Consider the following 23734-nt stretch of genomic DNA (forward strand, 5'->3'; position numbering starts at 1 on the left):
AACCGCACCGTGCCCTGCTCACTGCTAGCGGTTGGCAAAGGCCTTGTCCAACAGGGTCTTGGCCATCTGTGTCGACCGGATCATGGCTTGGCGATCCGTTGTTTTTTCATTGTTCAGCGTCATCTCGACCCCTGTCACCACTTCAGGGTAGGAATGAGAAAAGATCAGCGCGGGGTCGACTTTTTTAGGCGGTAAGCCGTGCAACTCATCGCGCATCTTGTCGTAGAAGCCTTGGGCATTGTCCGTGACCTGGTTACGCATCAGATGGAACACCAACCCCATCATAGCTTCCCGACCGTTTTTCTCATCCATGCCACTTGGCCACATTGATTGATTTTGCGATTGGGCGGCATGGCGAATGGTCGAGGCGACATCCGATGCGCCACCCGAGGTCCCCAGCATGACAGGCACGCCTAACTCATCGCGCACTTTAGTGCCGAGGTCGTTGCGCAGGTCCGTGCCATGCAGGCTGGTGAAATGATGGGTCTTCACACCCTCCACCACCCGGTTCGACCCCACACGATGCTGGAAGGTGTAGGCCTCGACGCCACTGAGCATCGGGTCATGTTCTTTAAGCGCCTCCGCAATCGCCTTGATGCCAAAGGCCATTTCTGCGCCTTGCTGCGCTGCGTCGCGGGTTAAGGGTCCCTGCTCACCACGAACCAGCATGGCGTGCAGATTTTTCATACCTAAATACAGACCGCCTTTGCCCTCACCCGCCAATAGAACATTGCCAGGATCATTGCTCGGCGCCAGCAATTCCTTGTGCAGCGCATCACGGAACGATGGATCGCTTTTCGAATGGGTCCATAGGCCGCGAACAAGATGTGCCATGTGCGATGAGAGCTGTGATACTGGAGAGTCGTTGCGTTGTAGATCTTTCTCAACACCCAACCCAATAGCCATCTCCGATTCTATGTGCCGGAAAAAATTCTTCGCCCGGCGCTCAAGGCTGCCTTTGTTCTCATAGTTAGAGTTTTGCAACGTGTCTTTGACGAAGGCATTCACCAGAAAATCTTTTTCAGCTGGGGAATAGTTTTCCCCTGCGATAGATACTCCGGTGTGGGGTGTGAAGGGCTGAATGGCGCGTTTTGTAGCATCGTGCCCGGCATCAAAATCGGGTTCGAGATTAAAGGGGGGGTTGAAAGGTTGCGTGCTGGTAGAAGTCAGATCTCGCATACGAAAGCCTCGAATACTCAGATATTGTTAGAAACCAACATCCAATTATTGGGAGAGCACGACATAGCGTTCCCAGTGACGAGTTACTGGCTGTAACAAGCCGCTTATTCAGGCAACGGACAAGCCCAACTCGGACAACAACATCGACGCCTGGGCTTTGGAAATCACGGCGCCTTTGAACAGTTTGGCATCATTCAGGCGAAACCCGCTTAAATCCGCCCCCCGCAAGTCGGCGCCGGCAAAATTGGCGCCGTTGATACGGGCGTGGGCCAGGCTGCAATCGATCAGTTCGGCCTTGCGAAAGTCGGCATCCGACAAATCGCTGTCGGAGAAATCCAGGTTATTCAGCACGGTGCGGGCAAACGACAGCCCGGACAAGAAGGCGCTGTTCAACCGCGTTTCGCTGAAGCTCAAGCCCAACGAGGCGCAATGGGTGAAGTTGGCGCCGGTCAACTTGCAGTGTTCAAAACTCGCCTGGGACAGCTTGCTGCGCTGCCAACGGGTGTTGTTCAGGTCGCAGCTGTGGAAGTGCGCTTCCAACAGGTTCGCCGCTTCGAAAATGGCGAGGCTGGCGCGGCAGCTTTTCCATTGGGTGCCTTCCAGGCGCGAACCGAGAAAGGAGGTCTGGACCAGGCTGCAGCGCTCGAACACCCAATGATCCAAGGCCATGCGCGACAGATCGGCGCCGCTCAAATCCACTCCGATCAGGCGCAAGGGGCCACCATGCTGGTCGATCAGGTCTTCCAGCTCATCGCGCTGCAAGGCGCCGCCGTCGATGTCGGTGTGTTGCATGGGGCCTCCAGGCACGCTGAAAAAACGAGGGGCGATTCTAACCTGCCCCTGCACACAAAAAACCCGGCACGGCGCCGGGTTTTCTGTTTGAGGAAAGGTCCTACTCCAGAACCGTCCCCGTTGTGCCCATGGCTGCGCGGGCACTGCGCTTGTTCTTGACCCAGTAACACACCGCCATAAACGCCACCCACACCGGGATCGCGTACACCGACACCTGGATCCCCGGAATCATCAGCATGATCACCAGGATAAACACCACGAATGCCAGGCACACATAGTTGCCGTACGGGTACCACAGCGCCTTGAACAGCGGCACCTGGCCGGTGCGGTTCATGTGCTGGCGGAACTTGAAGTGGGAGAAGCTGATCATCGCCCAGTTGATCACCAGCGTGGCCACTACCAGCGACATCAGCAGTTCCAGCGCGTGTTGCGGGATCAGGTAGTTCATCAGCACCGCCACCAGGGTGATCGCCGCCGACGCGAGGATTGAGCGTACCGGTACGCCGCGCTTGTCGATCTTCGCCAAGGCCTTGGGCGCATCGCCCTGCTCGGCCATGCCCAACAGCATGCGGCTGTTGCAGTAGGTGCCGCTGTTGTACACCGACAGTGCGGCGGTCAGGACCACAAAGTTGAGGATATGCGCAGCGGTGTTGCTGCCCAGCATCGAGAACACCTGCACGAACGGGCTGCCGCTGTAGGCGTCGCCGGAGGCGTTGAGGGTGGTGAGCAGGCTGTCCCATGGGGTCAGCGACAGCAGTACGACCAGCGCGCCGATGTAGAAGATCAGGATGCGATAGATCACTTGGTTGATCGCTTTCGGGATCACGGTGCGTGGCTGGTCCGCTTCAGCGGCGGTGAAGCCGAGCATTTCCAGGCCGCCGAAGGAGAACATGATGATTGCCATGGCCATCACCAACCCGCCGACGCCATGGGGGAAGAAACCGCCGTGCTCCCACAGGTTGGTCACCGAGGCCTGTGGCCCGCCGCTGCCGCTGACCAGCAAATAGCTGCCCAGGGCGATCATGCCGACGATGGCCACCACCTTGATGATGGCGAACCAGAACTCTGCCTCACCGAAAACTTTGACGTTGGCCAGGTTGATCAGGTTGATCAGCACAAAGAAGGCGGCGGCCGAGACCCAGGTCGGGATCTCCGGCCACCAGTAGTGCACATATTTGCCGACCGCCGTCAGCTCCGACATGCCCACCAGAATGTACAGGATCCAGCAGTTCCAGCCCGACAGAAACCCGGCGAAACCGCCCCAGTACTTGTGGGCAAAGTGGCTGAAGGAACCGGCGACCGGTTCTTCGACGATCATTTCGCCGAGCTGGCGCATGATCATGAAGGCAATGAAGCCGCAAATGGCATAGCCCAGGATCATCGACGGGCCGGCGGATTTGAGCACCCCGGCCGAGCCGAGGAACAAGCCGGTGCCGATGGCGCCACCGAGGGCGATCAACTGGATATGCCGGTTTTTCAGGCCGCGTTTCAGCTCGCCTGAAGAGGAAGGGGGAACACTCATGAAAAGGCTCTCACGCAAGGTTTGATGATGTTGAATGCAGGTTGCTGCCTTGAATTACCGACTCAAGCAGCGCCGCTCAAACCCCAGCGCAGGCACCAGGAGTACAGCGTCTTTCTAACGGTCATGCGTCACCTGTTTGTTTTTATCTGTGACGAAATCGAACCCGTCCGGCTCGTGGCCAGGCGGAGTGATCAGGGCGGGTAAACCCTGAGGTCTTGGCCTGTTGCGTGGTTACGCAAGGGGGTCACAGTAAAACGCGGCGGATTGTACACCGCTCGCCCGCTTGGGGGCGCCCTCGAGAGACGAGTGCGACGATCTGTCAGGTAATCCTTACAGGGCAGGATCAACCAATAATGTCGCCATTTACTCGTAAATTAATCGTTACAGCACGGAAAATTAACGTTACAGCCGCAATCTGAAGAAAATTTGTCGCTAGGAAAATTCCCACAATTTAGCCGCGCCAGCTCCCTGAATTTCCTCAAGAAAAAATCAAAGCGAAAAAACAGAACAAAAAATCCAAATGAAACCGTGTCAATAAATTTTTTGCATTCTGAAACACTCTCTTCTAGGTTCTTTCCACTTGCCAGCGAAGCCCGTTGGCAAGCCGTTCTCAAACAACGTCCTCTAGGAGATACACCATGCAAGCACTGGAAAACGACCTGGAAACCGAACTGCAACTCGACGATTGGTTTGAAGCGCCGACCCATGAGGCCGCCGTTGAAATGATGCAAGCCGATGCCGTTGTGCCGTTCGGCACCGCGATGTGGCCATTCTAAATATCGGCAGGCATCCGGCAGGTGCTGTGCACGGCATCTGCCTCCTTACCCAAGGCACAGAAGGAAACACGTCATGGACAAGGCCCGCGCCGTCGAACACTTTCTCTACTACCTCGCGCACCACCCGGCCCTGAATGGCCTGAGTCGCCCCACCGTGCTGCTGGGCCATACCGAGCGCTACGACGCCATCGCCCAGGCGATCACCCACAGCAGCGCCGCCCGCTTCAACTTCCAGGTGCAGCGCCTGGACCTCGCCGCCAGCGACACCCTGGCTGAGGCCATCGAAGCCTGCGACCTCTACCTGTTTCTCTACGACTCTTCCACCCTGCCCAACCCTCGCGCCGAAGGCCCGGACTTTATCCGCGCCCTGCAGGGTGTGATGGCCGAGCACTGGAAAAAATCCCTGCTGTTCAAGGATTACGGCGACTACTTCTACGACACCTTCAGTGTCGAGCCCCAGCGCATTGCCGACCTCAACGCCACGCTGATCCGGCGCATGTCGCAGGCCACGGTGCTGAGCTTTACCGACAAGCACGGCTCACGCCTGGAAGCGCCGATGAGCAGTATCAAGAAGTGGACCAATATCAACGGCATCGGCAACCACGACCTGGCCCCCGGCGAGATCGCCACCCACAGTGAAGCCATCAATGGCCAAGTGAGGTTTGTCGGCACCTTTCTCAGCACCATCCCGTTTGCGCGTAAATATGGCGTGCTGGCGTCACCGCTGGAGTTGTGGATCGAGAACTCGACCATCTGCAGCGTGGCCAGTGATGTGCCGGGGCTGGCAGATGATTTCAACAAGTACCTGAATGCCAACCCGTCGAACCGCCGCGTCGAGGAACTGGGGATTGGCACCAATGAAGGCGTGAAGGATCTGTATGCGCGCAACGCCGGGTTTGAGGAGCGCCACTGTGGGCTGCACCTGGGTTTGGGCGGCGGGCAGAAAGGCAGCCATCACCTGGATTTGATCTTTGCCAGCGGGGTGTTGGCGTTGGATGACAAGCCAGTGTTTGATGGGACTTTTGCGTTCTGACAAATGCCGTGCATAAAAAAACGCCAACCCGAGGGTTGGCGTTTTTGTGCAGCCCTTACATCACTGCGGCTTCTTGCGGCCAAAACCAGGACGCTGACCCGAACCGGCCGGGGCGCCACGGCGCTTGCCCGACGGCTCGTCCGCGACCAGTTTCGGGCCAGGGCGCTTGTTCGCCGCCGGCTTGGCTGGACGCTTGGTGCTGGCGTTATCGGCCGGGCGATCCGCTTCACCCCGGTTGCTGCGACCACCGGCCGGGGCCGGGCGCGGTGCACGTGGCGCACGTTCACCTTCCTGGCGCGATGGCGCGGTTGGGCGACGCTCACCTTCGATCTGCGGCTCACGGGAGATACGACCGCCGGTTGCCGGTGCATTCAGCGCCGGGCGCAGGGTGCGGGCCACACGCTCGGTACGTGCCACAGGACGCGACGATTTGCGCTGCATACGCTCAAGCTTGTCTTTGCTCTTGGCGTTCATCTGCGGCATCGCGACCGGTGTCAGGCCGACTTCGGCACTGAGGATGTCGACTTCGTACTGGCTCATTTCGCGCCAGCGGCCCATCGGCAGGTCGGAGTTCAGGAACACCGGGCCGAAACGCACGCGCTTCAAGCGGCTGACCACCAGGCCCTGGGATTCCCACAGGCGGCGAACCTCACGGTTACGACCTTCCATCACCACGCAGTGGTACCAGTGGTTGAAACCTTCGCCGCCTGGCGCCTGCTTGATGTCGGTGAACTTGGCCGGGCCGTCTTCCAGCACCACGCCCGCCTTGAGGCGCTCGATCATCTCGTCATCGACTTCGCCGCGCACACGCACGGCGTATTCGCGGTCCATCTCGTAGGACGGGTGCATCAGGCGGTTGGCCAGTTCACCGTCAGTGGTGAACATCAGCAAGCCGGTGGTGTTGATGTCCAGACGTCCGATGTTGATCCAACGGCCTTCTTTCGGCTTGGGCATCTTGTCGAACACGGTCGGACGGCCTTCCGGGTCGTCACGGGTGCAGATCTCGCCGTCCGGCTTGTTGTACATGATCACGCGGCGCACCGATTCGGCGGCCTCTTCACGCTTGATGACCTTGCCATCAATGGTGATTGCATCGTGCAGGTCGACGCGCTGGCCGAGGGTGGCCTCGACGCCGTTGACCTTGATGCGCTTCTGGGTGATCCAGGCTTCGACGTCGCGGCGCGAGCCCACGCCGATACGCGCCAGCACCTTTTGCAGTTTTTCGCCTGCTGGGCCGATTTCCTGGCTGTCGTTCTGGTCTTTGTCGTTCATCTTAAGCACCTCCCGGTGGGTCGATTCAGGCGTGGCCTGAAGAGTGTTGAAAGCGGGGCTTTGGCCGAATAGCTCGGCAAAGGGTCGCGAATCATACGCGCATGGTGCGCGTTGCGCATCAGAGACTAGTCGATAACACCCTAATCATTAGCTTTTCCGCCGACCGGTGGCACCCAGGGCCAGCAATCGGAGTTCGGCTTCGGCCAGGACAATGCGCTTGTCGGCCTTGTCGAGCTTCTTCCACGCACGGATCTCGCGCTTGCTGCGGCCACAGCCGACGCAGATGTCGGCGTTGAATTTGCAGAGGCTGATGCAGGGGTCTTTGGTGGAACTCATGGGCAATCCTTTTTAAGAACAGTCAGATTGCGTCAGTCTTCGAACTGGCGACGCTCGGCTTCGATGGCTTCGGCCAGGGCGCGGGCTTCGTCTTCCTCGTCGCTCAGGGGCGGTTGTTCGAGAGCGGCGACGGCGGCGAGGAGTTTTTCGCGCGCTTCAGCCACGCCAAGGATGTCTTCCTCCGGCTCTGGCTCTGGCTCTGCTTCGACTTCAGGCTCACCCTCAACGTTAGGTTGAGTTTCAGGTCCGGCGGCACCGTCACGCAGCAGGTCATCAAAGTCGGTCTTGATGCCCTGCTCCATGTCGTCCAATTCCAGCAGCAACGTATGGAAACTGGTCTCGTCCTTCGGCTCTTCCGGCTCGGCGCTGGCATCGGCCAATTCCTGCAGGCCCGCGGGGACGGGCGCGTCGTCAAAATCGAGCACCGGCTCGGCTTCCATCTCGCGCAGTTCGGCCAGCGGCGGCAAATCGTCGAGGTTTTTCAGGTTGAAATGGTCGAGAAACACCTTGGTGGTGGCGAACATCGCCGGTTTGCCGGGCACGTCACGGTAGCCGACGATGCGGATCCACTCGCGCTCCAGCAAGGTCTTGACGATATGGCTGTTGACCGCCACGCCCCGTACATCTTCGATCTCGCCCCGCGTAATCGGCTGGCGATAGGCGATCAGCGCCATGGTCTCCAGCATCGCCCGCGAATAACGTTGCGGACGCTCTTCCCACAAACGGCCGACCCACGGGGAAAACTTCTCACGGATCTGCAGGCGGTAACCCGACGCCACTTCGCGCAGTTCAAAGGCGCGGCCATCGCAGGACTTGCGCAGGATTTCCAGTGCCTTCTTGAACACCGGTGGCTCAGGGCGCTCGGCTTCTTCAAACAGTTCGAACAGGCGTTCCAGGGATTGCGGCTTGCCCGAGGCCAGTAGGAAGGCCTCCAGCAGCGGGGCCAGTTCGCGGGGTTCAGTCAGATTCATCGATTCAGCTCTTTATTCGGCTCGCGCCCGCACGTGGATAGCCGCAAAAGGCTCATTCTGGACCAGCTCGACCAAGGACTCCTTGACCAATTCAAGGATCGCCATAAAGGTCACCACCACCCCCAGGCGCCCTTCTTCTTTAGTAAACAGTTCTACAAAAGGCACAAAACCACCGCCCTTCAGGCGCTCCAGCACATCGCTCATGCGCTCGCGAGTCGACAACGCCTCGCGGCTGACCTGGTGGCTTTCAAACATATCGCCCCGGCGCAGCACCTCGGCCATGGACATCAGCAACTCTTCCAGGCTCACGTCCGGCAGCAGCTTGCGTGCGCGGGCTTCGGGGGCGTCGAGCTTGGGCACTACTACGTCGCGGCCCACCCGGCTCAAGCCGTCGATGCCTTCGGCGGCGGCCTTGAAGCGTTCGTACTCTTGCAGGCGGCGGATCAGCTCGGCGCGCGGGTCGTCTTCTTCGGCTTCCACCGTTTCCGAACGCGGCAGCAGCATGCGCGACTTGATCTCGGCGAGCATGGCGGCCATCACCAGGTACTCGGCGGCCAGCTCCAGACGTACCGATTGCATCAACTCGACATAGCCCATGTACTGGCGGGTGATTTCCGCCACCGGAATGTCGAGGATGTTGATGTTCTGTTTACGGATCAGGTACAGCAGCAAGTCCAGCGGACCCTCAAACGCTTCAAGGAAGACTTCCAGGGCGTCCGGGGGAATGTACAGATCCAGCGGCATTTCCATGACCGCCTGGCCATACACCATGGCAAACGGCAGTTCCTGCTGGGCGCCCGCCTGGGGATCCACGGTTTCCACGGCTGACATTCAGGCCTCGACCATGAACGGGGCCGGGTCGCCGCAACCCACGCGGATCACCTCGGGCTCACCGTCGGCCAGGTTGATCACGGTGGAGGCCTTGTTGCCGCCGTAGCCGCCGTCGATGATCAGGTCGACCTGTTTTTCCAGCAATTGACGCATTTCGTAGGGGTCGTACAGCGGCTCATCTTCGCCCGGCATGATCAGCGACACACTCATCAAGGGCTCACCCAACTCTTCGAGCAGCGCCAGGGCGATGGGATGTTCCGGCACCCGCAGGCCGATGGTGCGCTTCTTGGGGTGCAACAGCAGTCGCGGCACTTCGCGGGTGGCGTTGAGAATAAAGGTGTAGGGCCCCGGCGTGTGCGCCTTGAGCAGGCGGAACGTGCCGGTGTCGACCTTGGCGAACAACCCAAGCTGGGACAGGTCGCTGCAGATCAGCGCGAAGTTGTGCTTGTCGTCCAGCTGGCGCAGGCGTCTTACACGCTCGACTGCACCTTTGTCGCCGATCTGGCAACCGATGGCGTAGGACGAATCAGTCGGGTAGATCACCACGCCGCCGGCGCGAATGATCTCGACGGCCTGTTTGATCAGGCGCGCCTGGGGGTTTTCCGGATGAATCTGGAAGAATTGACTCACGTGTTCTACCTGTTCAGACGGTGGCAGTAATGGGGTCATGCTTGAATCGCCCCGACAAGAGCGGCAGGTCTTCGGGTACCTGGCGATACTCGCCGATTTCGGACCACCCACCTGGACCATGAAAATCACTGCCGGCGCTGACCAGCAGACCAAATTCGCGGGCAAGGATCGCCAGGCTGCCGACCTGTTCGGCGGGTTGATGCCCATTGACCACTTCGATCGCGTGGCCGCCCGCTCCAATATAGTCGCTGATCAGCTTGCGGCGCTTGCTGCGGGTGAAATCGTAATGCCAGGGATGCGCCAGGCTCACCCAGGCGCCGGCGGCACGCAGGGTCCCGACCGTGTCTTCCAGGGTCGGCCAGTGTTGCTTCACATCCCCCAGCTTGCCGGCGCCCAGCCATTTGCGGAAGGCTTCGGCGCGGTCTTTGACAAAACCTTCACGCACCATCCAGTCGGCAAAGTGCGGCCGGGCCGGTGCATTGCCGCTGTCGCCTAGCTCCTGCTGGATGGCGCGGGCGCCGTCGAGGGCGTTCGGCATGCCTTTAAGGCTGAGCTTGCGGCTTATTTCTTCGGACCGCAGCCAACGGCCATCGTGCAAATCGGCGATGGCCTGCACCAACGGCGGGGCTTGCTGATCGAAGCCGTAGCCGAGCACATGAATGGTGGCGCCGCCCCAGGTGCAGGACAATTCCACGCCGTTGACCAGTTGCATGCCCAATGAATGCGCGGCTTCGCGGGCTTCGTCGAGGCCTTCGAGGGTGTCGTGGTCGGTCAACGCCAGGACTCGCACGCCTTTTTCAAACGCACGCGCAACCAGTACCGCGGGCGCCAGGGCGCCGTCGGAGGCCGTGCTGTGGCAGTGCAAATCAACATTCACGGGGATGTGTAACCTCAAGTCAGCTGGCGCTTTCGCTACCAAGGATGTTTGTTATTATGCCGCCACATCCAGCTTCTGGCTCTTACTGTGAAACAATTCATCGACTTCATCCCGCTGTTGCTGTTTTTCATCGTTACCAAACTCGACCCCAGGGTCATCGATATCGCCGGTCACCCGGTGTCGTTCGGGGGCATCTACAGCGCCACCGCCGTCCTGATCATCAGCTCTATCGTCGTCTACGGCGCTATCTTCATCTCCCAGCGCAAGCTGGAAAAAAGCCAATGGCTGACCCTCATTGCCTGCCTGGTATTCGGCGGCCTGACCCTGGCCTTCCACAGCGAAACCTTCCTCAAATGGAAAGCGCCGGTGGTGAACTGGCTGTTCGCGCTGGTGTTTACCGGCAGTCACTTCATCGGTGACCGCCTGCTGATCAAGCGGATCATGGGCCATGCGCTGACCCTGCCGGAGCCCGTGTGGACACGCTTGAACGTGGCCTGGATCGTGTTCTTCCTGTTCTGCGGCGCCGCCAACCTGTTCGTGGCCTTTACCTTCCAGGATTACTGGGTCGACTTCAAAGTGTTCGGCAGCCTGGCCATGACCGTGTTGTTCCTGGTGGGCCAGGGCATCTACCTGTCACGCCACCTGCATGACGTTGCCCCTACCACGCCTAAAACCGAGGACTGACATGCTCTACGCCATCATTGCCACCGACGTGGCCAATTCGCTGGAAAAACGCCTGAGCGTACGTCCGGCCCATGTCGAGCGCCTCAAGCAGCTGCAGGCCGAAGGCCGTATCGTGCTGGCCGGCCCGCACCCGGCGGTAGACAGCAACGACCCAGGCGATGCCGGTTTCACCGGTAGCCTGATCGTCGCTGAGTTCGCCTCCCTGGCCGACGCCCAGGCCTGGGCGAAGGCTGATCCTTACGTGGCGGCCGGCGTTTACGCGGACGTCGTGATCAAGCCGTTCAAGCAAGTCTTGCCTTGATAACGGCCGCGCCGAACCTAATCGGTTCGGCGCATGCCTAATTGCTCATTATTCTCGGTACCCTGCCGACAACGTTCTGAATATTCGTGTGGAATCAGGAGTTCCGATGCGCTTACGTCAGTTGTGTCTGTTGGCAGTGGTAATGATCGGGGCTACGGCCCACGCTGAAGAAACCTCGAACACCGGCAGTTCCACGCCCCTGTCCTTGAGTGCCGGCGCCCAGATCACCGAGTTGCAGCAACGTTTGAAAGAAAGCGAACGCCAGCGTGAAGAACTGAGCAAGCAACTGCAAAGCGCAGATGCTGCCCGCGAAAGCGCCCAATTGAGTCGCCTTCGCCAAGAGAACCAACGCCTGGCCCAGCAACTCAAAGATACACAGGGCGGCGCCTTGACCCGCTGGCTGACCGAGCAACAACAGTGGTTCGTCACCGGCGGGGCCGTCGCACTGATCGCTCTGCTGTGCGGGATCTTCGCCAGCGGGGGGCACCGTCGCCGTCGACAATGGCTAAATTGAGTGAGTCATGAGCGAGCTGTTACTGATAGATGATGACCAGGAGCTCTGTGAGCTGCTGACCAGTTGGTTGAGCCAGGAAGGCTTTCAGGTGCGTGCCTGCCATGACGGCTTGAGTGCGCGCAAAGCCTTGGCCGACAGCGCGCCGGCTGCGGTGGTGCTCGACGTGATGCTGCCCGACGGCAGCGGCCTTGAATTGCTCAAGCAATTGCGCAACGATCACCCGGAACTGCCGGTGCTGATGCTCTCGGCCCGTGGTGAACCGCTGGACCGCATCCTCGGCCTGGAACTGGGCGCCGACGATTACCTGGCCAAGCCCTGCGACCCACGCGAGCTGACCGCCCGCCTGCGCGCCGTATTGCGCCGCAGCCATCCGGCCGCCGTGTCGACCCAGCTGGAATTGGGCGACCTGTGCTTCAGCCCGGTGCGCGGCGTGGTCAGCATCGACGAGCAGGAATTCGCCCTCACCGTTTCCGAAAGCCGCCTGCTGGAAGCGCTGCTGCGTCAGCCCGGCGAACCGCTGGACAAACAGGAACTGGCGCAGATCGCCCTGGGCCGCAAGCTGACCCTTTACGATCGCAGCCTGGACATGCACGTCAGCAACCTGCGCAAAAAAATCGGCCCACACCCGGATGGCCGGCCACGGATCGTGGCGTTGCGTAGCCGGGGCTACTACTACAGCATGTAAAGCATCCGATTTTGCGTCCATGCAAAAAGCCCAGCTGACAGGCTGGGCTTTTTTATTCAAAACAGATTCAATGGGTTTTCATTGCATCGGTAGTGGCTTTGATTATTTCTTTCGCGGCCTCAACACTGATTGGCAGAGGTGCCTGGGAGTCATCCTGATCAGGCTTTGGCCTGTGATGGAAGTACCGCAGCAGAGCTATCAGAAGTAGAGTTGGTACGGTGGAAAGGGACACTATGATTGGAATATCGCCCGTACTGTGCGGGCGAACAGCGGTAAAAAAGTACCAAGTACCCGCTGAAATCCGAATATTCCCCAAGAAAACAAATCCAAGCAGCGATACGTAAAACAGCAAAATCAACGCGACAGTAACATTGGTCAGTCGCTTCTCCCACCTGAAGCGCCAGGACTCTCTCTTCAGATAGTCACTGATCAGACCAGTATTATCAGCCTCCCCTCCCGCCAAATCGTCGCTGGTATCGTTCATAGAAGCCCGATCGCCTTCAGCCTGAACTCCATTGCCACCGTCGACACGCCAAAAGCATTCGCCAGTTTTGCAATATCAGTGACTCTCTGCTCAAGAACCATGTGCTTCACCAATGCAGCGGGCATCAAGAGAGCAGCAGCAAATCGGTTAGCTGCAATCTCTTTAGGATCCCGAGATCTGGCACTGAATTGCTCGGAAGTGTCTCGAGGTGCGTCAAGATCGCCATGCACATGGTGACCAATCTCATGTGCAATGGTGAAACGCTGCCGTACCGGAGCATCGAGAAAATTGTAAGTAATCAACGGCTCGCCATTTCGGAAAGAGTAGTGACCACTCTCAGATGGACGCCAAGTCTCCCGCTCAAATGGCGTGAGAGCCTTTACTTCTATCCCCATCGACTCAGCGATAACTTTTGGATTGACCGGCAAGCTGCCACTCCAATGGGCGCGCAGGACGTCATCGGCAGTTCTGTACTCCATGCGTCCTCCTTTTACATAGCTGAAAACAATGGCTTTGCGAGCTAAAAATGAGGCCGGATTTTGCACAAGTCAAGTCTCCCCGTCAAATTACAGTTGACACAAGTGGATCCTCTTGATCCATACAAATCGAGGTAATGCTGTGTTTTTATACAGCCACCCGAGCCGCATTGCCAACCCCCTGGATACATACCGTAGCAATACAGCGGCAACTCCTCCCATGCCCAGAATTGCACTGAGCCAGCAACGTTCATTACCACCCGAGACGGTGGCGATGCTCCAACAGTTTTGTCAGTTCCCGCCAAACCCCTCTTTACCCAAGCTTTACGCTCCCCTGACCGCCACTGACCTTGATCTCCGTAATCTACTCACATCCGGACTCACCGGAATAGAGACAGGAGAATCACCATGCGCAAGACCCTTATCGCTTTGATGTTCGCCGCTGCCCTGCCCACCGTTGCCATGGCGGCAATGCCTGAAGGCCCAGGCCCGATGGGCGGCCCGGAAGGCCACATGATGGGTGGCCCGGGCCACGGCGGTGAACACGGTCCGCGTGGCAAAGGCGGCCCTTTCAGCCAACTGGACCTGAGCAAGGAACAGCGCCAGCAGATCGGCAAGTTGATGGGCGACCAATGGCACGCTCGCAAAGACCTGACCAAGAAGTACTTGGACAAATTGCCAGCCGCTGACCAGAAAGCCATGCAGGACGAAATCGCCGCCGGCAAGCAGAAAACCCAGGCGGACATCCGTGCGGTGCTCAAGCCTGACCAGCAGAAGAAATTCGACGAGATCGTCAAGCAGCAGGAACAGCGTCGCGCCGAATGGAAGGAATTCCAGGCCTGGAAAGCGCAACAGCCGCAAAAAGCGCAATAATGCACCCGCGTTAACGCTCCCAGCCCAGTGGTCACCGCCACTGGGCTTTTCCTGTTTGAGGGTTTCCTGTGCGTTCATTGTTCTGGCGCATCCTGGCCAGTTTCTGGCTGGCCATCGCCTTGGTTGCCGGGTTGTCGATCCTGCTTGGGCACATGCTCAATCAAGATGCCTGGATTCTCAGCCGCCACCCCGGCCTCAATAACCTGGCCGAAGAGTGGACCCAGCTCTACGAAGCCCAGGGTGAGGACGCGGCCCAGGATTTGCTGCAACAACGCAAGCGCCAGTACCACATCGACGTACAAGTGCTGAATGAAAGCGGCGAGCCGGTGGTGCGCGGCACCTTTCCGCGCCGCGCCGCCGCTTTCGAAGCACGCCAGAATGACAGCCAGGACGGCCACTTGCCCTGGCGTCGCCTGACCGCCGAGTACACCAGCGAAAAGACCGGCGACACCTATCTGCTGATCTACCGCATCCCCCACCCGGAACTCGACGCCTGGCACCGCAGCAGCCTTTTGTGGCCGTTGAGCGCGTTGGCGATTGCGCTGGTCGTGCTGACCCTGTTCAGCCTGTTGGTGACGCTGTCCATCACCCGTCCCCTCAGCCGTTTACGCGGCGCAGTGCATGACCTTGGCCAAGCCACCTATCAGCAAAACAGCCTGGCGCGCCTGGCCAACCGTCGCGATGAATTCGGCGTGCTGGCCACCGATTTCAACCGCATGGGCGCCCGCCTGCAAAGCCTGATCGGCAGCCAGCGCCAATTGCTGCGCGACGTGTCCCACGAACTGCGCTCACCGTTGGCGCGCTTGCGCATCGCCCTGGCCCTGGCCGAACGCGCCAGCCCCGAAGAGCGGGAAAAACTCTGGCCGCGCCTGACCCGCGAGTGCGACCGTCTGGAAGCCTTGATCAGTGAAATTCTGGTACTGGCCCGCGTTGATGCCGACAACGCCAGCGCTGAAGAGGTCGACCTCACCGTCTTGCTCAAAACCTTGCAAAAAGACGCCCAGCTCGGCGCGCCGGACCAGGTGGTGCAACTGAACGCCGACACCGACCTGCACCTGAAGGGCTGGCCGACCATGATCGAACGCGCGGTGGATAACCTGCTGCGCAATGCCCAACGCTTCAATCCGCAGGGCCAGCCGATCGAACTGCACGCCCAGCGTCAGGGTGACCGGATCCTGATCAGCGTGCGCGACCACGGCCCCGGTGTTGAGGCCGAACACTTGAGCCAGCTGGGCGAACCCTTCTACCGCGCCCCCGGCCAGACCGCACAAGGCCATGGCCTGGGCCTGGCGATTGCGCGTCGCGCCGCCGAACGCCATGGCGGCAGCTTGATCCTGGCCAACCATCCTGACGGCGGTTTTGTTGCCAGCATCGAGCTGCCGCTGGAACCTGGGGTTGTCACACCGGCCTGATGATCTTCTATAGTGGCCCTTCTCTTACGGAGGGCCTTTGATGACTGACCTGCTGACTCCCATCCAAGCCGCACTCGCTCTACCACAAACGCCACTGACCTTTACCGAAGCCGGCGCCCTGCCCTCGACCTTCGCCGTGACTGAGCTGGCCAGCGCCAGCATCGGTGCCGCGGGCCAGGCGGTGGCGCAGTTGATCCAACAACAGACCGGGCGCCTGCCCAGCGTCAGTGTGGACCGACGACTTGCGTCCTTCTGGTTTTCGTCTTCTATCCGCCCGGTAGGCTGGGAAACACCGCCGCTATGGGACCCGGTGGCCGGCGACTACGCCAGCGCCGATGGCTGGATTCGCCTGCACACCAATGCGCCCCATCACCGCGCGGCGGCCGAGCGTGTGCTGGGCAAGGTGACCGACCGGGCCGAAATGGCCGCCAAGGTTGCCAAGTGGAACGCCGCCGAACTGGAACAGGCGATTGTCGACGAGGGCGGTTGCGCCGCGCAGATGCGTGACTGGCAAGCCTGGCAGGCCCACCCCCAAGGGTTGGCGGTGAATGCCGAAGAACTGGTGCAGCGCCAGACCTTTGCAACCACCACCGACAAGCCCTGGCTCGGCTCGGTTGCGCGGCCACTGGCGCGCCTCAAGGTATTGGACCTGACCCGCGTGCTCGCCGGCCCCGTCGCCAGCCGTTTTCTCGCAGGCCTGGGCGCTGATGTGCTGCGCATCGACTCGCCCACCTGGAACGAACCCGGCGTAGTACCGGAAATGACCCTGGGCAAACGCTGCGCCCGCCTGGATCTGAAAAGCCCGGAAGGCCGACAGGTTTTCGAAGGCCTGCTCAAGGAAGCTGACATCCTGTTCCATGGTTACCGCGCCGATGCCCTGGAACAGTTGGGTTACACCGCCAATGGACTGCAAACCCTCGCCCCCGGCCTGATCGACGTCAGCCTCAACGCCTACGGCTGGAGCGGCCCGTGGCGCAACCGTCGGGGTTTCGACAGCCTGGTGCAGATGAGCAGCGGAATCCCCGCCGCCGGCATGGCCTGGAAACAGTCGAACAAACCAGTGCCGCTGCCGTTGCAGGCGTTGGATCACGCCACCGGGTATTTGATGGCGGCCAGTGCGATTCAAGCATTGAACGAACGATTGAAGTCCGGGCGTGGTGGCGCGGCGCGGTTGTCATTGGCGCGAACGGCGAGCTTGTTGGTGGAGGCTGGACAAGTGCCGGAGCAACCCGCGTTACGCGCCGAAGCGCCAACGGATCAAGGCGTATTGGTGGAGCAGACAGCCTGGGGCCAGGCACATCGATTATTGCCACCGGTGACCATCAGCGGCACGCCGTTGCAGTGGGATTTGCCGGCTGGGGAATTGGGATCACACCGACCTCAGTGGTGACCTTGAGTCCGCATTCGCGAGCAAGCCCGCTCCCACATTTTGACCGAGTACCTCCAGGGAATGCGGTCGAATGTGGGAGCGGGCTTGCTCGCGAAGAGGCCAGTCCAGGCACTATCAATCCGCCCGCTGCAACGACGTCCACAAGTGCTGCGCCGCATACGCCCTGAGCGGTCGCCAAGCCTCAGCCCGCGCCAGCAACTGGCGTGGGCTCACCGGCCCACCTTCCAACGCCACCAGCGCATTGATCAACCCGATATCCCCCGATGCAAACGCATCCGCCTCGCGCATCTGGCGCATGGCGATGTACTGCGCGGTCCAATCACCAATGCCTGGCAACGCCACCAACCGCGCCACACCGGCCTTGAGGTTGGCCTGGGGTTCGAACAAGTGGGGATCATCCAGCAACGCCTGGGCCACACCCGACAAGGTCCGCCCACGCGCCTTGGGCATGCCCAGCGTCGCCAGGTCCGCCGCTGCCAACACCTCGGCGGAGGGGAACACATGGGTGATACCGGCATGTGGGGTTGCCAGTGGCTGACCGTATTGCGTCACCAACTTGCCCGCCAGACGAATCGCAGCCACCACAGTGATTTGCTGGCCCAACACCGCACGAATCGCCAGTTCCAGGCCATCCCAGGTGCCCGGCACACGCAGGCCCGGACGCGCCGCAACCAGTTGCGCCATCAAGGGGTCCGTCGCCAGTTGCGGGTTGATCAACTGAGGGTGGGCGTCCAGATCAAACATAGCGCGCAGGCGACGCTCGATCTCAGGCAAAGCCGCCGCGTCTGGAAAATCCACCTCCACGTCGAGCCAATCGCCATCCCCCCTTGCCACACTGATCCAGCCCTGCTGCCCGCCGAGGCGGATACTGCGCCGGTACACGTTCGCTTCGACCGTCTCCATCCCGCCGATCGCCCGCGCCGACAGAAACCCCACCATTGCCGCCCAATCGTAGGGTGGCTGATACGCCAGTCTCACAACGACAACACCCCGCTGTACAACCCATACGCCGCCAGCCCTGCGCCTGCGATCACGCAGCTGAAAATGCCTTTTTCCATGTGGGTAAACAAGGGCTGGCCCTGTTCACGCTTGGCGAGGGCGAACAGGATCACGCCCGGCGCATACAACAACGCCGACAGCAGCAGGTATTTCAAGCCCCCGGCGTAGAGCAGCCACACCGCGTAGCCGAGGGCAATCAGGCCGACCAGCAGGTCCTTCATGCGCTGGCCGTGGGCGCCTTCATAGGTCTCGCCGCGCCCGCTCAGCAGCACCGCATAGGCGGCCGACCACAGGTAGGGCACCAGAATCATTGAGGACGCCAGGTAGATCAGCGTGGTGTAGGTGCTGTGGGAAAACAGCGTGATCACCAGGAACAGTTGGATCATCACATTGGTCAGCCACAGCGCATTGACCGGCACCTGATTGACGTTTTCCTTTTTCAGGAAGGCCGGCATGGTCTTGTCATGGGCGGTGGCGTAGAGAATTTCCGCGCAGAGCAGCGCCCACGACAACAAGGCGCCGAGCAACGACACCGCGAGGCCGATGCTGATCGCCATCGCGCCCCACGGGCCGACGATATGTTCCAGCACACCCGCCAGGGACGGGTTTTGTAATTGCGCCAGTTCCGGCTGGCTCATGATCCCCAAAGACAGCACGTTCACCAGCACCAGCAATGCCAACACACCCAGGAAACCAATCACCGTGGCGCGGCCCACATCCGAGCGTTTCTCCGCCCGCGCCGAGTAGACACTGGCGCCTTCGATGCCGATGAACACAAACACAGTGACCAGCATCATGTTGCGCACCTGGTCCACCACGCTGCCGATCTTCGGGTTGCCCAGGCCCCAGATATCGCGGGTGAAGATATCCGCCTTGAACGCCACGGCGGCGATCACGATGAACATCAGCAACGGCACGATCTTGGCCACGGTGGTGATCTGGTTGATGAACGCCGCCTCCTTGATCCCACGCATCACCAGGAAATGCACGGCCCACAGCAACAAGGATGCACAGCCGATGGCCACCGGTGTGTTGCCCTGGCCGAACACGGGAAAAAAGTAGCCGAGGGTACTAAATAGCAACACGAAGTAACCCACGTTGCCCATCCAGGCGCTGATCCAGTAACCCCAAGCGGAAGAGAAACCCATGTAATCGCCGAAACCCGCCTTGGCGTAGGCGTACACCCCCGAATCCAGCTCGGGCTTGCGGTTGGCCAAGGTCTGGAACACGAATGCCAGGGTCAACATGCCGACGGCGGTGATTGCCCAACCGATCAGCACGGCCCCCACCTCGGCGCGGGCAGCCATGTTCTGCGGCAAGGAAAAAATCCCGCCGCCGATCATCGAGCCCACCACCAGGGCGATCAAGGCGCTGAGTCGAAGTTTCTGGGCCGGTTGGGACATACACACTCCTGGTCAATAACTGTTTGAGCCGACAACCGTGCACTCAACTAATTAACTCAGCGAGTGTAGCGTTTATTAGAGAAGGCGATAAAACTGACACGTTCATAACGTAATGGCATGTCAGTTACACACAATTAGGCTTATTTAGAATTTAAATACTGCCCACGCATTGCGCTTATAGCGCTTTGGTGAAACTTCGTTCAAAAAGTTTGCACATCTGGAAATACGGTCTAGCTTCAAACGTCCACGGACCTGACTAATAGATTAACCATAAAGCGAGAGAAGCGCTCTGCAAAGCACCTCTCCGAGGTTTTATATCGCCCACGAGTTTCCAGCCTAAGTCATTAATTCACAATGGAATGTGCCAATGAAGTGATCTGAGTCAGCTGTTTGAATAGCACACGGAATTATTCTGTGGTCTCTCTTCTCCTGCATTGGAGTTATGCAATGTCTGAATCTCCCGGAAAACTTCGACTCGGCGCACTGGTTGCACTTGTCGTGGGCTCGATGATTGGCGGCGGGATCTTCTCACTGCCGCAGAACATGGCCGCCAGCGCCGACGTCGGCGCGGTGTTGATTGGTTGGGTGATTACCGCCATCGGCATGTTGACCCTCGCCTTTGTGTTCCAGACCCTCGCCAACCGCAAGCCTGACCTCGACGGCGGGGTCTACGCCTACGCCAAGGCCGGTTTCGGCGACTACATGGGTTTCTCGTCCGCCTGGGGCTACTGGATCAGTGCCTGGCTGGGCAACGTCGGTTACTTCGTGTTGCTGTTCAGCACCCTCGGTTACTTCTTCCCGCTATTTGGAGAGGGAAATACCCCTGCTGCGGTGATCGGTGCCTCGGCGCTGCTGTGGGCCGTGCATTTCCTGGTGCTGCGCGGCATCAAGGAAGCGGCGTTCATCAACCTGGTGACCACCGTCGCCAAGGTCGTACCGCTGGTGCTGTTCGTGTTGATCGCGCTGTTTGCGTTCAAGCTGGAGATCTTCACCGCTGACATCTGGGGCGTGAAAAACCCGGACCTGGGCAGTGTGATGAACCAGGTGCGCAACATGATGCTGGTCACCGTCTGGGTGTTCATCGGCATCGAAGGCGCGAGCATCTTCTCGTCCCGTGCGGAAAAACGCTCCGACGTGGGCAAGGCCACCGTGATCGGTTTTATCACCGTGCTGCTGTTCCTGATGCTGGTGAACGTGCTGTCCCTGGGCATCATGACCCAACCGGAACTGGCCAAGCTGCAAAACCCGTCGATGGCCGCCGTGCTGGAGCATGTGGTGGGCCACTGGGGCGCGGTGCTGATCAGCGTCGGCCTGATCATCTCGCTGCTGGGGGCGCTGCTGTCGTGGGTGCTGCTGTGTGCGGAGATCATGTTCGCCGCCGCCAAGGACCACACCATGCCGGAGTTCCTGCGCAAGGAGAACGCTAACCATGTGCCGGTCAACGCCCTGTGGCTGACCAACGCCATGGTGCAACTGTTCCTGGTGATCACGCTGTTTTCCGCCAGCACTTACCTGTCGCTGATCTACCTCGCCACCTCGATGATCCTGGTGCCTTACCTGTGGTCGGCGGCCTACGCCCTGCTGCTGGCGGTGCGCGGCGAGACCTACGAAAACGCCCTGAAAGAGCGCAAGAAAGACCTGTTCATCGGCGCCATCGCCCTGATCTACGCGATCTGGCTGCTCTACGCCGGCGGCACCAAATACCTGCTGCTCTCCGCCCTGCTCTACGCCCCCGGCGCGATCCTGTTCGCCAAGGCCAAGCGTGAACTGGGCAAACCGATTTTCACCAACGTCGAGAAGCTGATTTTCGCCGCAGTGGTCATTGGCGCCCTGGTGGCGGCCTATGGGCTCTACGACGGCTTCCTGACCCTGTAACACCTGAATCTTTTGTTCACTGGAGGATCTGAAATGACCACGGAAAAAGTGAAGTACGGCGTACATTCCGAAGCCGGCAAACTGCGCAAAGTCATGGTGTGCTCCCCAGGCTTGGCCCACCAGCGGCTGACCCCCAACAACTGCGATGAACTGCTGTTCGATGACGTGCTGTGGGTGGCCCAGGCCAAGCGCGACCATTTCGACTTCGTGACCAAGATGCGCGAGCGGGATATTGATGTGCTGGAAATGCACAACCTGCTCACCGACATCGTCGCCATCCCCGACGCGCTGGACTGGATCCTGGAGCGCAAGATCACCGCCAACACCGTCGGCCTGGGCCTGGTGGATGAAGTCAGCTCCTGGCTGCGCAGCCTGGAGCCGCGCAAAATCAGTGAGTTCCTGATTGGTGGCGTGTCCGCCGATGACCTGCCGAGCAGCTTCGGTGGCAAGACCATCGAGATGTTCCGCGACTTTCTCGGGCATTCCAGCTTCATCCTGCCGCCGCTGCCCAACACTCAGTTCACCCGTGACACCACCTGCTGGATCTACGGCGGCGTGACGCTGAACCCGATGTACTGGCCGGCGCGACGCCAGGAGACCCTGCTGACCACCGCCATCTACAAGTTCCACCCGGAGTTCACCAACGCGGACTTCCAGATCTGGTACGGCGACCCGGATCAAGAACACGGCGCGTCCACCCTGGAAGGCGGCGACGTGATGCCCATCGGCAACGGCGTAGTCCTGATTGGCATGGGCGAGCGTTCGTCGCACCAGGCCATCGGCCAACTGGCGCGTAACCTGTTCAAGAACACGGCGGTGGAAAAAGTCATCGTGGCCGGCCTGCCGAAATCCCGCGCCGCGATGCACCTGGACACCGTGTTCAGCTTCTGCGACCGCGACCTGGTCACCATCTTCCCCGAAGTGGTCAACCAGATCGTGCCGTTCACCCTGCGCCCAGACGAGAGCAAGCCTCACGGCATCGATATCCAACGCGAGAAAACCAACTTCCTCGACACCGTCGCCGCGGCCCTCGGCCTCAAGGCCCTGCGCGTGGTGGAAACCGGCGGCAACAGCTTCGCCGCCGAACGCGAGCAGTGGGACGACGGCAACAACGTGGTGGCCGTGGAGCCCGGCGTGGTGATCGGTTACGACCGCAACACCTACACCAACACCCTGCTGCGCAAGGCCGGTGTGGAAGTCATCACCATCAGTGCCGGTGAACTGGGCCGTGGCCGTGGCGGCGGCCACTGCATGACCTGCCCGATCATCCGCGACCCTATCGACTACTAAACGACCATCCACCCGGCGGCGCATATCCCGCGCCGACCGGGCCGATTACCGAATCCAAGGAGAATCATCATGGCGTTCAACATTCACAACCGCAGCCTGCTCAGCCTGGAACACCACACTCCGCGCGAGCTGCGCTACCTGCTGGACCTGTCCCGCGACCTCAAGCGCGCCAAGTACACCGGCACCGAACAGCAACACCTCAAAGGCAACAACATCGCGCTGATCTTCGAAAAAACCTCCACCCGCACCCGCTGCGCCTTCGAAGTGGCCGCCTATGACCAAGGCGCCAACGTCACCTACATCGACCCGGGGTCCTCGCAGATCGGCCACAAGGAAAGCATGAAGGACACCGCCCGCGTACTCGGGCGCATGTATGACGCCATCGAATACCGAGGCTTCAAGCAGGAGATCGTCGAAGAGCTGGCCAAGTTTGCCGGCGTGCCGGTGTTCAACGGCCTGACTGATGAATATCACCCGACCCAGATGATCGCCGACGTGCTGACCATGCGCGAACACGCCGACAAGCCGATCCACGAGATCAGCTACGCCTACCTGGGCGATGCCCGCAACAATATGGGCAACTCGCTACTGCTGGTGGGCGCCAAGCTCGGCATGGACGTGCGTATCTGCGCGCCTAAAGCCCTGTGGCCCCACGATGACCTGGTTGGGCGCTGCAAGAAATACGCAGAGGAAAGCGGCGCGCGCATCACCCTCACCGAAGACCCGAAAGCCGCGGTCAAGGGCGTGGACTTCATCCACACCGACGTGTGGGTATCGATGGGTGAGCCCGTGGAAGCCTGGGCCGAGCGCATCGAACAACTACTGCCATACCAAGTGAACGCCGAGCTGATGAAAGCCACCGGCAACCCGCGCACCAAGTTCATGCACTGCCTGCCGGCGTTCCACAACAGCGATACCAAGGTCGGCAAGCAGATTGCCGAGCAGTATCCGCACCTGGCCAATGGCATTGAAGTAACAGACGACGTGTTCGAGTCGCCGGCCTGCATCGCCTTCGAGCAAGCGGAAAACCGCATGCACACCATCAAGGCGATCCTGGTGTCGACCCTGGCCGACCTGTAACCCTTTCTTCGGGGGAGCCCGCTCCCCCGCTGCTTTGAAAAAGGACAGA

At 60.2% G+C, this 23734-nt stretch carries 25 protein-coding genes; 12 read left to right on the plus strand and 13 right to left on the minus strand.

Features of this window, described 5'->3' with window-relative positions:
• Positions 1-24: 24 nt before the first annotated feature.
• The 3 genes from ACP7BX_RS24785 to ACP7BX_RS24795 form a co-directional block, all read right to left on the minus strand.
• A complete protein-coding gene (locus ACP7BX_RS24785; protein ID WP_426130903.1) occupies positions 25-1179 on the minus strand; it encodes a hypothetical protein in 1155 nt (384 codons plus the stop codon).
• Positions 1180-1287: 108 nt separating this feature from the next.
• Complete coding sequence (locus tag ACP7BX_RS24790; protein ID WP_177111162.1) at positions 1288-1971, minus strand: pentapeptide repeat-containing protein; 684 nt, start codon at positions 1969-1971, stop codon at positions 1288-1290.
• Between the two features lie 100 nt (positions 1972-2071).
• Positions 2072-3493 carry an amino acid permease gene (locus tag ACP7BX_RS24795; RefSeq protein ID WP_033896340.1) on the minus strand — a complete coding sequence of 474 codons (1422 nt, stop codon included), beginning with the start codon at positions 3491-3493 and terminating at the stop codon, positions 2072-2074.
• 638 nt (positions 3494-4131) lie between these two features.
• On the opposite strand from ACP7BX_RS24795, the gene ACP7BX_RS24800 reads away from it, so the two are divergent.
• Both ACP7BX_RS24800 and ACP7BX_RS24805 read left to right on the plus strand, forming a co-directional pair.
• Positions 4132-4269, plus strand: coding sequence for a hypothetical protein (locus ACP7BX_RS24800; protein WP_003175756.1), 138 nt, complete (start codon positions 4132-4134; stop codon positions 4267-4269).
• A 73-nt stretch (positions 4270-4342) separates the two neighbouring features.
• A complete protein-coding gene (locus tag ACP7BX_RS24805) occupies positions 4343-5302 on the plus strand; it encodes a leucyl aminopeptidase (protein ID WP_177053466.1) in 960 nt (319 codons plus the stop codon).
• A 60-nt stretch (positions 5303-5362) separates the two neighbouring features.
• Here ACP7BX_RS24805 and rluB read toward each other — a convergent pair whose 3' ends face one another.
• The 6 genes from rluB to ACP7BX_RS24835 all read right to left on the minus strand — a co-directional run bounded on the left by rluB (position 5363) and on the right by ACP7BX_RS24835 (position 10219).
• The gene (gene rluB, locus ACP7BX_RS24810) at positions 5363-6574 is read right to left on the minus strand and encodes a 23S rRNA pseudouridine(2605) synthase RluB (protein WP_010208149.1); all 1212 of its coding nucleotides are present in this window, start codon (positions 6572-6574) and stop codon (positions 5363-5365) included.
• A 147-nt stretch (positions 6575-6721) separates the two neighbouring features.
• Positions 6722-6910 carry a DUF1289 domain-containing protein gene (locus ACP7BX_RS24815; RefSeq protein ID WP_426130899.1) on the minus strand — a complete coding sequence of 63 codons (189 nt, stop codon included), beginning with the start codon at positions 6908-6910 and terminating at the stop codon, positions 6722-6724.
• 32 nt (positions 6911-6942) lie between these two features.
• Complete coding sequence (scpB, locus tag ACP7BX_RS24820; RefSeq protein WP_426130897.1) at positions 6943-7881, minus strand: SMC-Scp complex subunit ScpB; 939 nt, start codon at positions 7879-7881, stop codon at positions 6943-6945.
• A 12-nt stretch (positions 7882-7893) separates the two neighbouring features.
• The gene (locus ACP7BX_RS24825; RefSeq protein WP_177053511.1) at positions 7894-8592 is read right to left on the minus strand and encodes a segregation and condensation protein A; all 699 of its coding nucleotides are present in this window, start codon (positions 8590-8592) and stop codon (positions 7894-7896) included.
• Positions 8593-8712: 120 nt separating this feature from the next.
• Positions 8713-9342: an L-threonylcarbamoyladenylate synthase gene (locus tag ACP7BX_RS24830; protein WP_033896346.1), complete on the minus strand. Its 630-nt coding sequence runs from the start codon at positions 9340-9342 to the stop codon at positions 8713-8715.
• A gap of 13 nt (positions 9343-9355) precedes the next feature.
• Complete coding sequence (locus ACP7BX_RS24835) at positions 9356-10219, minus strand: PHP domain-containing protein (protein ID WP_314531158.1); 864 nt, start codon at positions 10217-10219, stop codon at positions 9356-9358.
• A gap of 87 nt (positions 10220-10306) precedes the next feature.
• On the opposite strand from ACP7BX_RS24835, the gene ACP7BX_RS24840 reads away from it, so the two are divergent.
• The 4 genes from ACP7BX_RS24840 to ACP7BX_RS24855 all read left to right on the plus strand — a co-directional run bounded on the left by ACP7BX_RS24840 (position 10307) and on the right by ACP7BX_RS24855 (position 12403).
• Entirely contained in the window at positions 10307-10903 is a 597-nt protein-coding gene (locus tag ACP7BX_RS24840) for a septation protein A (protein ID WP_016975424.1), read from the plus strand.
• Position 10904: 1 nt separating this feature from the next.
• Positions 10905-11204, plus strand: a complete 300-nt coding sequence (locus ACP7BX_RS24845; RefSeq protein WP_015885584.1) for a YciI family protein — start codon at positions 10905-10907, stop codon at positions 11202-11204.
• 106 nt (positions 11205-11310) lie between these two features.
• The gene (locus ACP7BX_RS24850; protein ID WP_095017418.1) at positions 11311-11718 is read left to right on the plus strand and encodes a translation initiation factor 2; all 408 of its coding nucleotides are present in this window, start codon (positions 11311-11313) and stop codon (positions 11716-11718) included.
• A gap of 7 nt (positions 11719-11725) precedes the next feature.
• Positions 11726-12403 carry a response regulator transcription factor gene (locus tag ACP7BX_RS24855; RefSeq protein ID WP_314531147.1) on the plus strand — a complete coding sequence of 226 codons (678 nt, stop codon included), beginning with the start codon at positions 11726-11728 and terminating at the stop codon, positions 12401-12403.
• 67 nt (positions 12404-12470) lie between these two features.
• Here the strand turns inward: ACP7BX_RS24855 and ACP7BX_RS24860 are convergent, their stop codons facing one another.
• Positions 12471-12887 carry a hypothetical protein gene (locus ACP7BX_RS24860; protein WP_314531144.1) on the minus strand — a complete coding sequence of 139 codons (417 nt, stop codon included), beginning with the start codon at positions 12885-12887 and terminating at the stop codon, positions 12471-12473.
• The gene (locus ACP7BX_RS24865) at positions 12884-13432 is read right to left on the minus strand and encodes an ImmA/IrrE family metallo-endopeptidase (RefSeq protein ID WP_314531141.1); all 549 of its coding nucleotides are present in this window, start codon (positions 13430-13432) and stop codon (positions 12884-12886) included. The genes ACP7BX_RS24860 and ACP7BX_RS24865 overlap by 4 nt, the downstream gene beginning before the upstream one ends.
• Positions 13433-13771: 339 nt before the next feature.
• On the opposite strand from ACP7BX_RS24865, the gene ACP7BX_RS24870 reads away from it, so the two are divergent.
• From ACP7BX_RS24870 to ACP7BX_RS24880, 3 genes are all read left to right on the plus strand, one after another.
• On the plus strand, positions 13772-14236 hold the full coding sequence (locus ACP7BX_RS24870; RefSeq protein WP_016975427.1) for an LTXXQ domain-containing protein: 465 nt from the start codon (positions 13772-13774) through the stop codon (positions 14234-14236).
• A gap of 68 nt (positions 14237-14304) precedes the next feature.
• Complete coding sequence (locus tag ACP7BX_RS24875; protein WP_426130893.1) at positions 14305-15648, plus strand: sensor histidine kinase; 1344 nt, start codon at positions 14305-14307, stop codon at positions 15646-15648.
• A 40-nt stretch (positions 15649-15688) separates the two neighbouring features.
• Entirely contained in the window at positions 15689-17038 is a 1350-nt protein-coding gene (locus ACP7BX_RS24880) for a CoA transferase (protein ID WP_426130891.1), read from the plus strand.
• Between the two features lie 114 nt (positions 17039-17152).
• Here ACP7BX_RS24880 and ACP7BX_RS24885 read toward each other — a convergent pair whose 3' ends face one another.
• On the minus strand, positions 17153-18016 hold the full coding sequence (locus ACP7BX_RS24885) for a DNA-3-methyladenine glycosylase family protein (protein WP_426130889.1): 864 nt from the start codon (positions 18014-18016) through the stop codon (positions 17153-17155).
• A complete protein-coding gene (gene arcD / locus ACP7BX_RS24890) occupies positions 18013-19440 on the minus strand; it encodes an arginine-ornithine antiporter (RefSeq protein WP_095017422.1) in 1428 nt (475 codons plus the stop codon). Before arcD (ACP7BX_RS24890) ends, ACP7BX_RS24885 begins: the two co-directional genes overlap by 4 nt.
• A 447-nt stretch (positions 19441-19887) precedes the next feature.
• Here arcD (ACP7BX_RS24890) and arcD (ACP7BX_RS24895) point away from each other — a divergent pair, with 447 nt between their 5' ends.
• The 3 genes from arcD (ACP7BX_RS24895) to ACP7BX_RS24905 all read left to right on the plus strand — a co-directional run bounded on the left by arcD (ACP7BX_RS24895) (position 19888) and on the right by ACP7BX_RS24905 (position 23685).
• Positions 19888-21315: an arginine-ornithine antiporter gene (gene arcD / locus ACP7BX_RS24895; protein WP_038851585.1), complete on the plus strand. Its 1428-nt coding sequence runs from the start codon at positions 19888-19890 to the stop codon at positions 21313-21315.
• 33 nt (positions 21316-21348) lie between these two features.
• Positions 21349-22605: an arginine deiminase gene (arcA, locus tag ACP7BX_RS24900; RefSeq protein ID WP_426130887.1), complete on the plus strand. Its 1257-nt coding sequence runs from the start codon at positions 21349-21351 to the stop codon at positions 22603-22605.
• Positions 22606-22674: 69 nt separating this feature from the next.
• A complete protein-coding gene (locus ACP7BX_RS24905) occupies positions 22675-23685 on the plus strand; it encodes an ornithine carbamoyltransferase (RefSeq protein ID WP_033896356.1) in 1011 nt (336 codons plus the stop codon).
• Positions 23686-23734: the final 49 nt, after the last annotated feature.

It is taken from the genome of Pseudomonas sp. DWP3-1-3b3 (assembly GCF_049896305.1).
In the GTDB taxonomy this organism is placed as follows: domain Bacteria; phylum Pseudomonadota; class Gammaproteobacteria; order Pseudomonadales; family Pseudomonadaceae; genus Aquipseudomonas; species Aquipseudomonas azotoformans_A.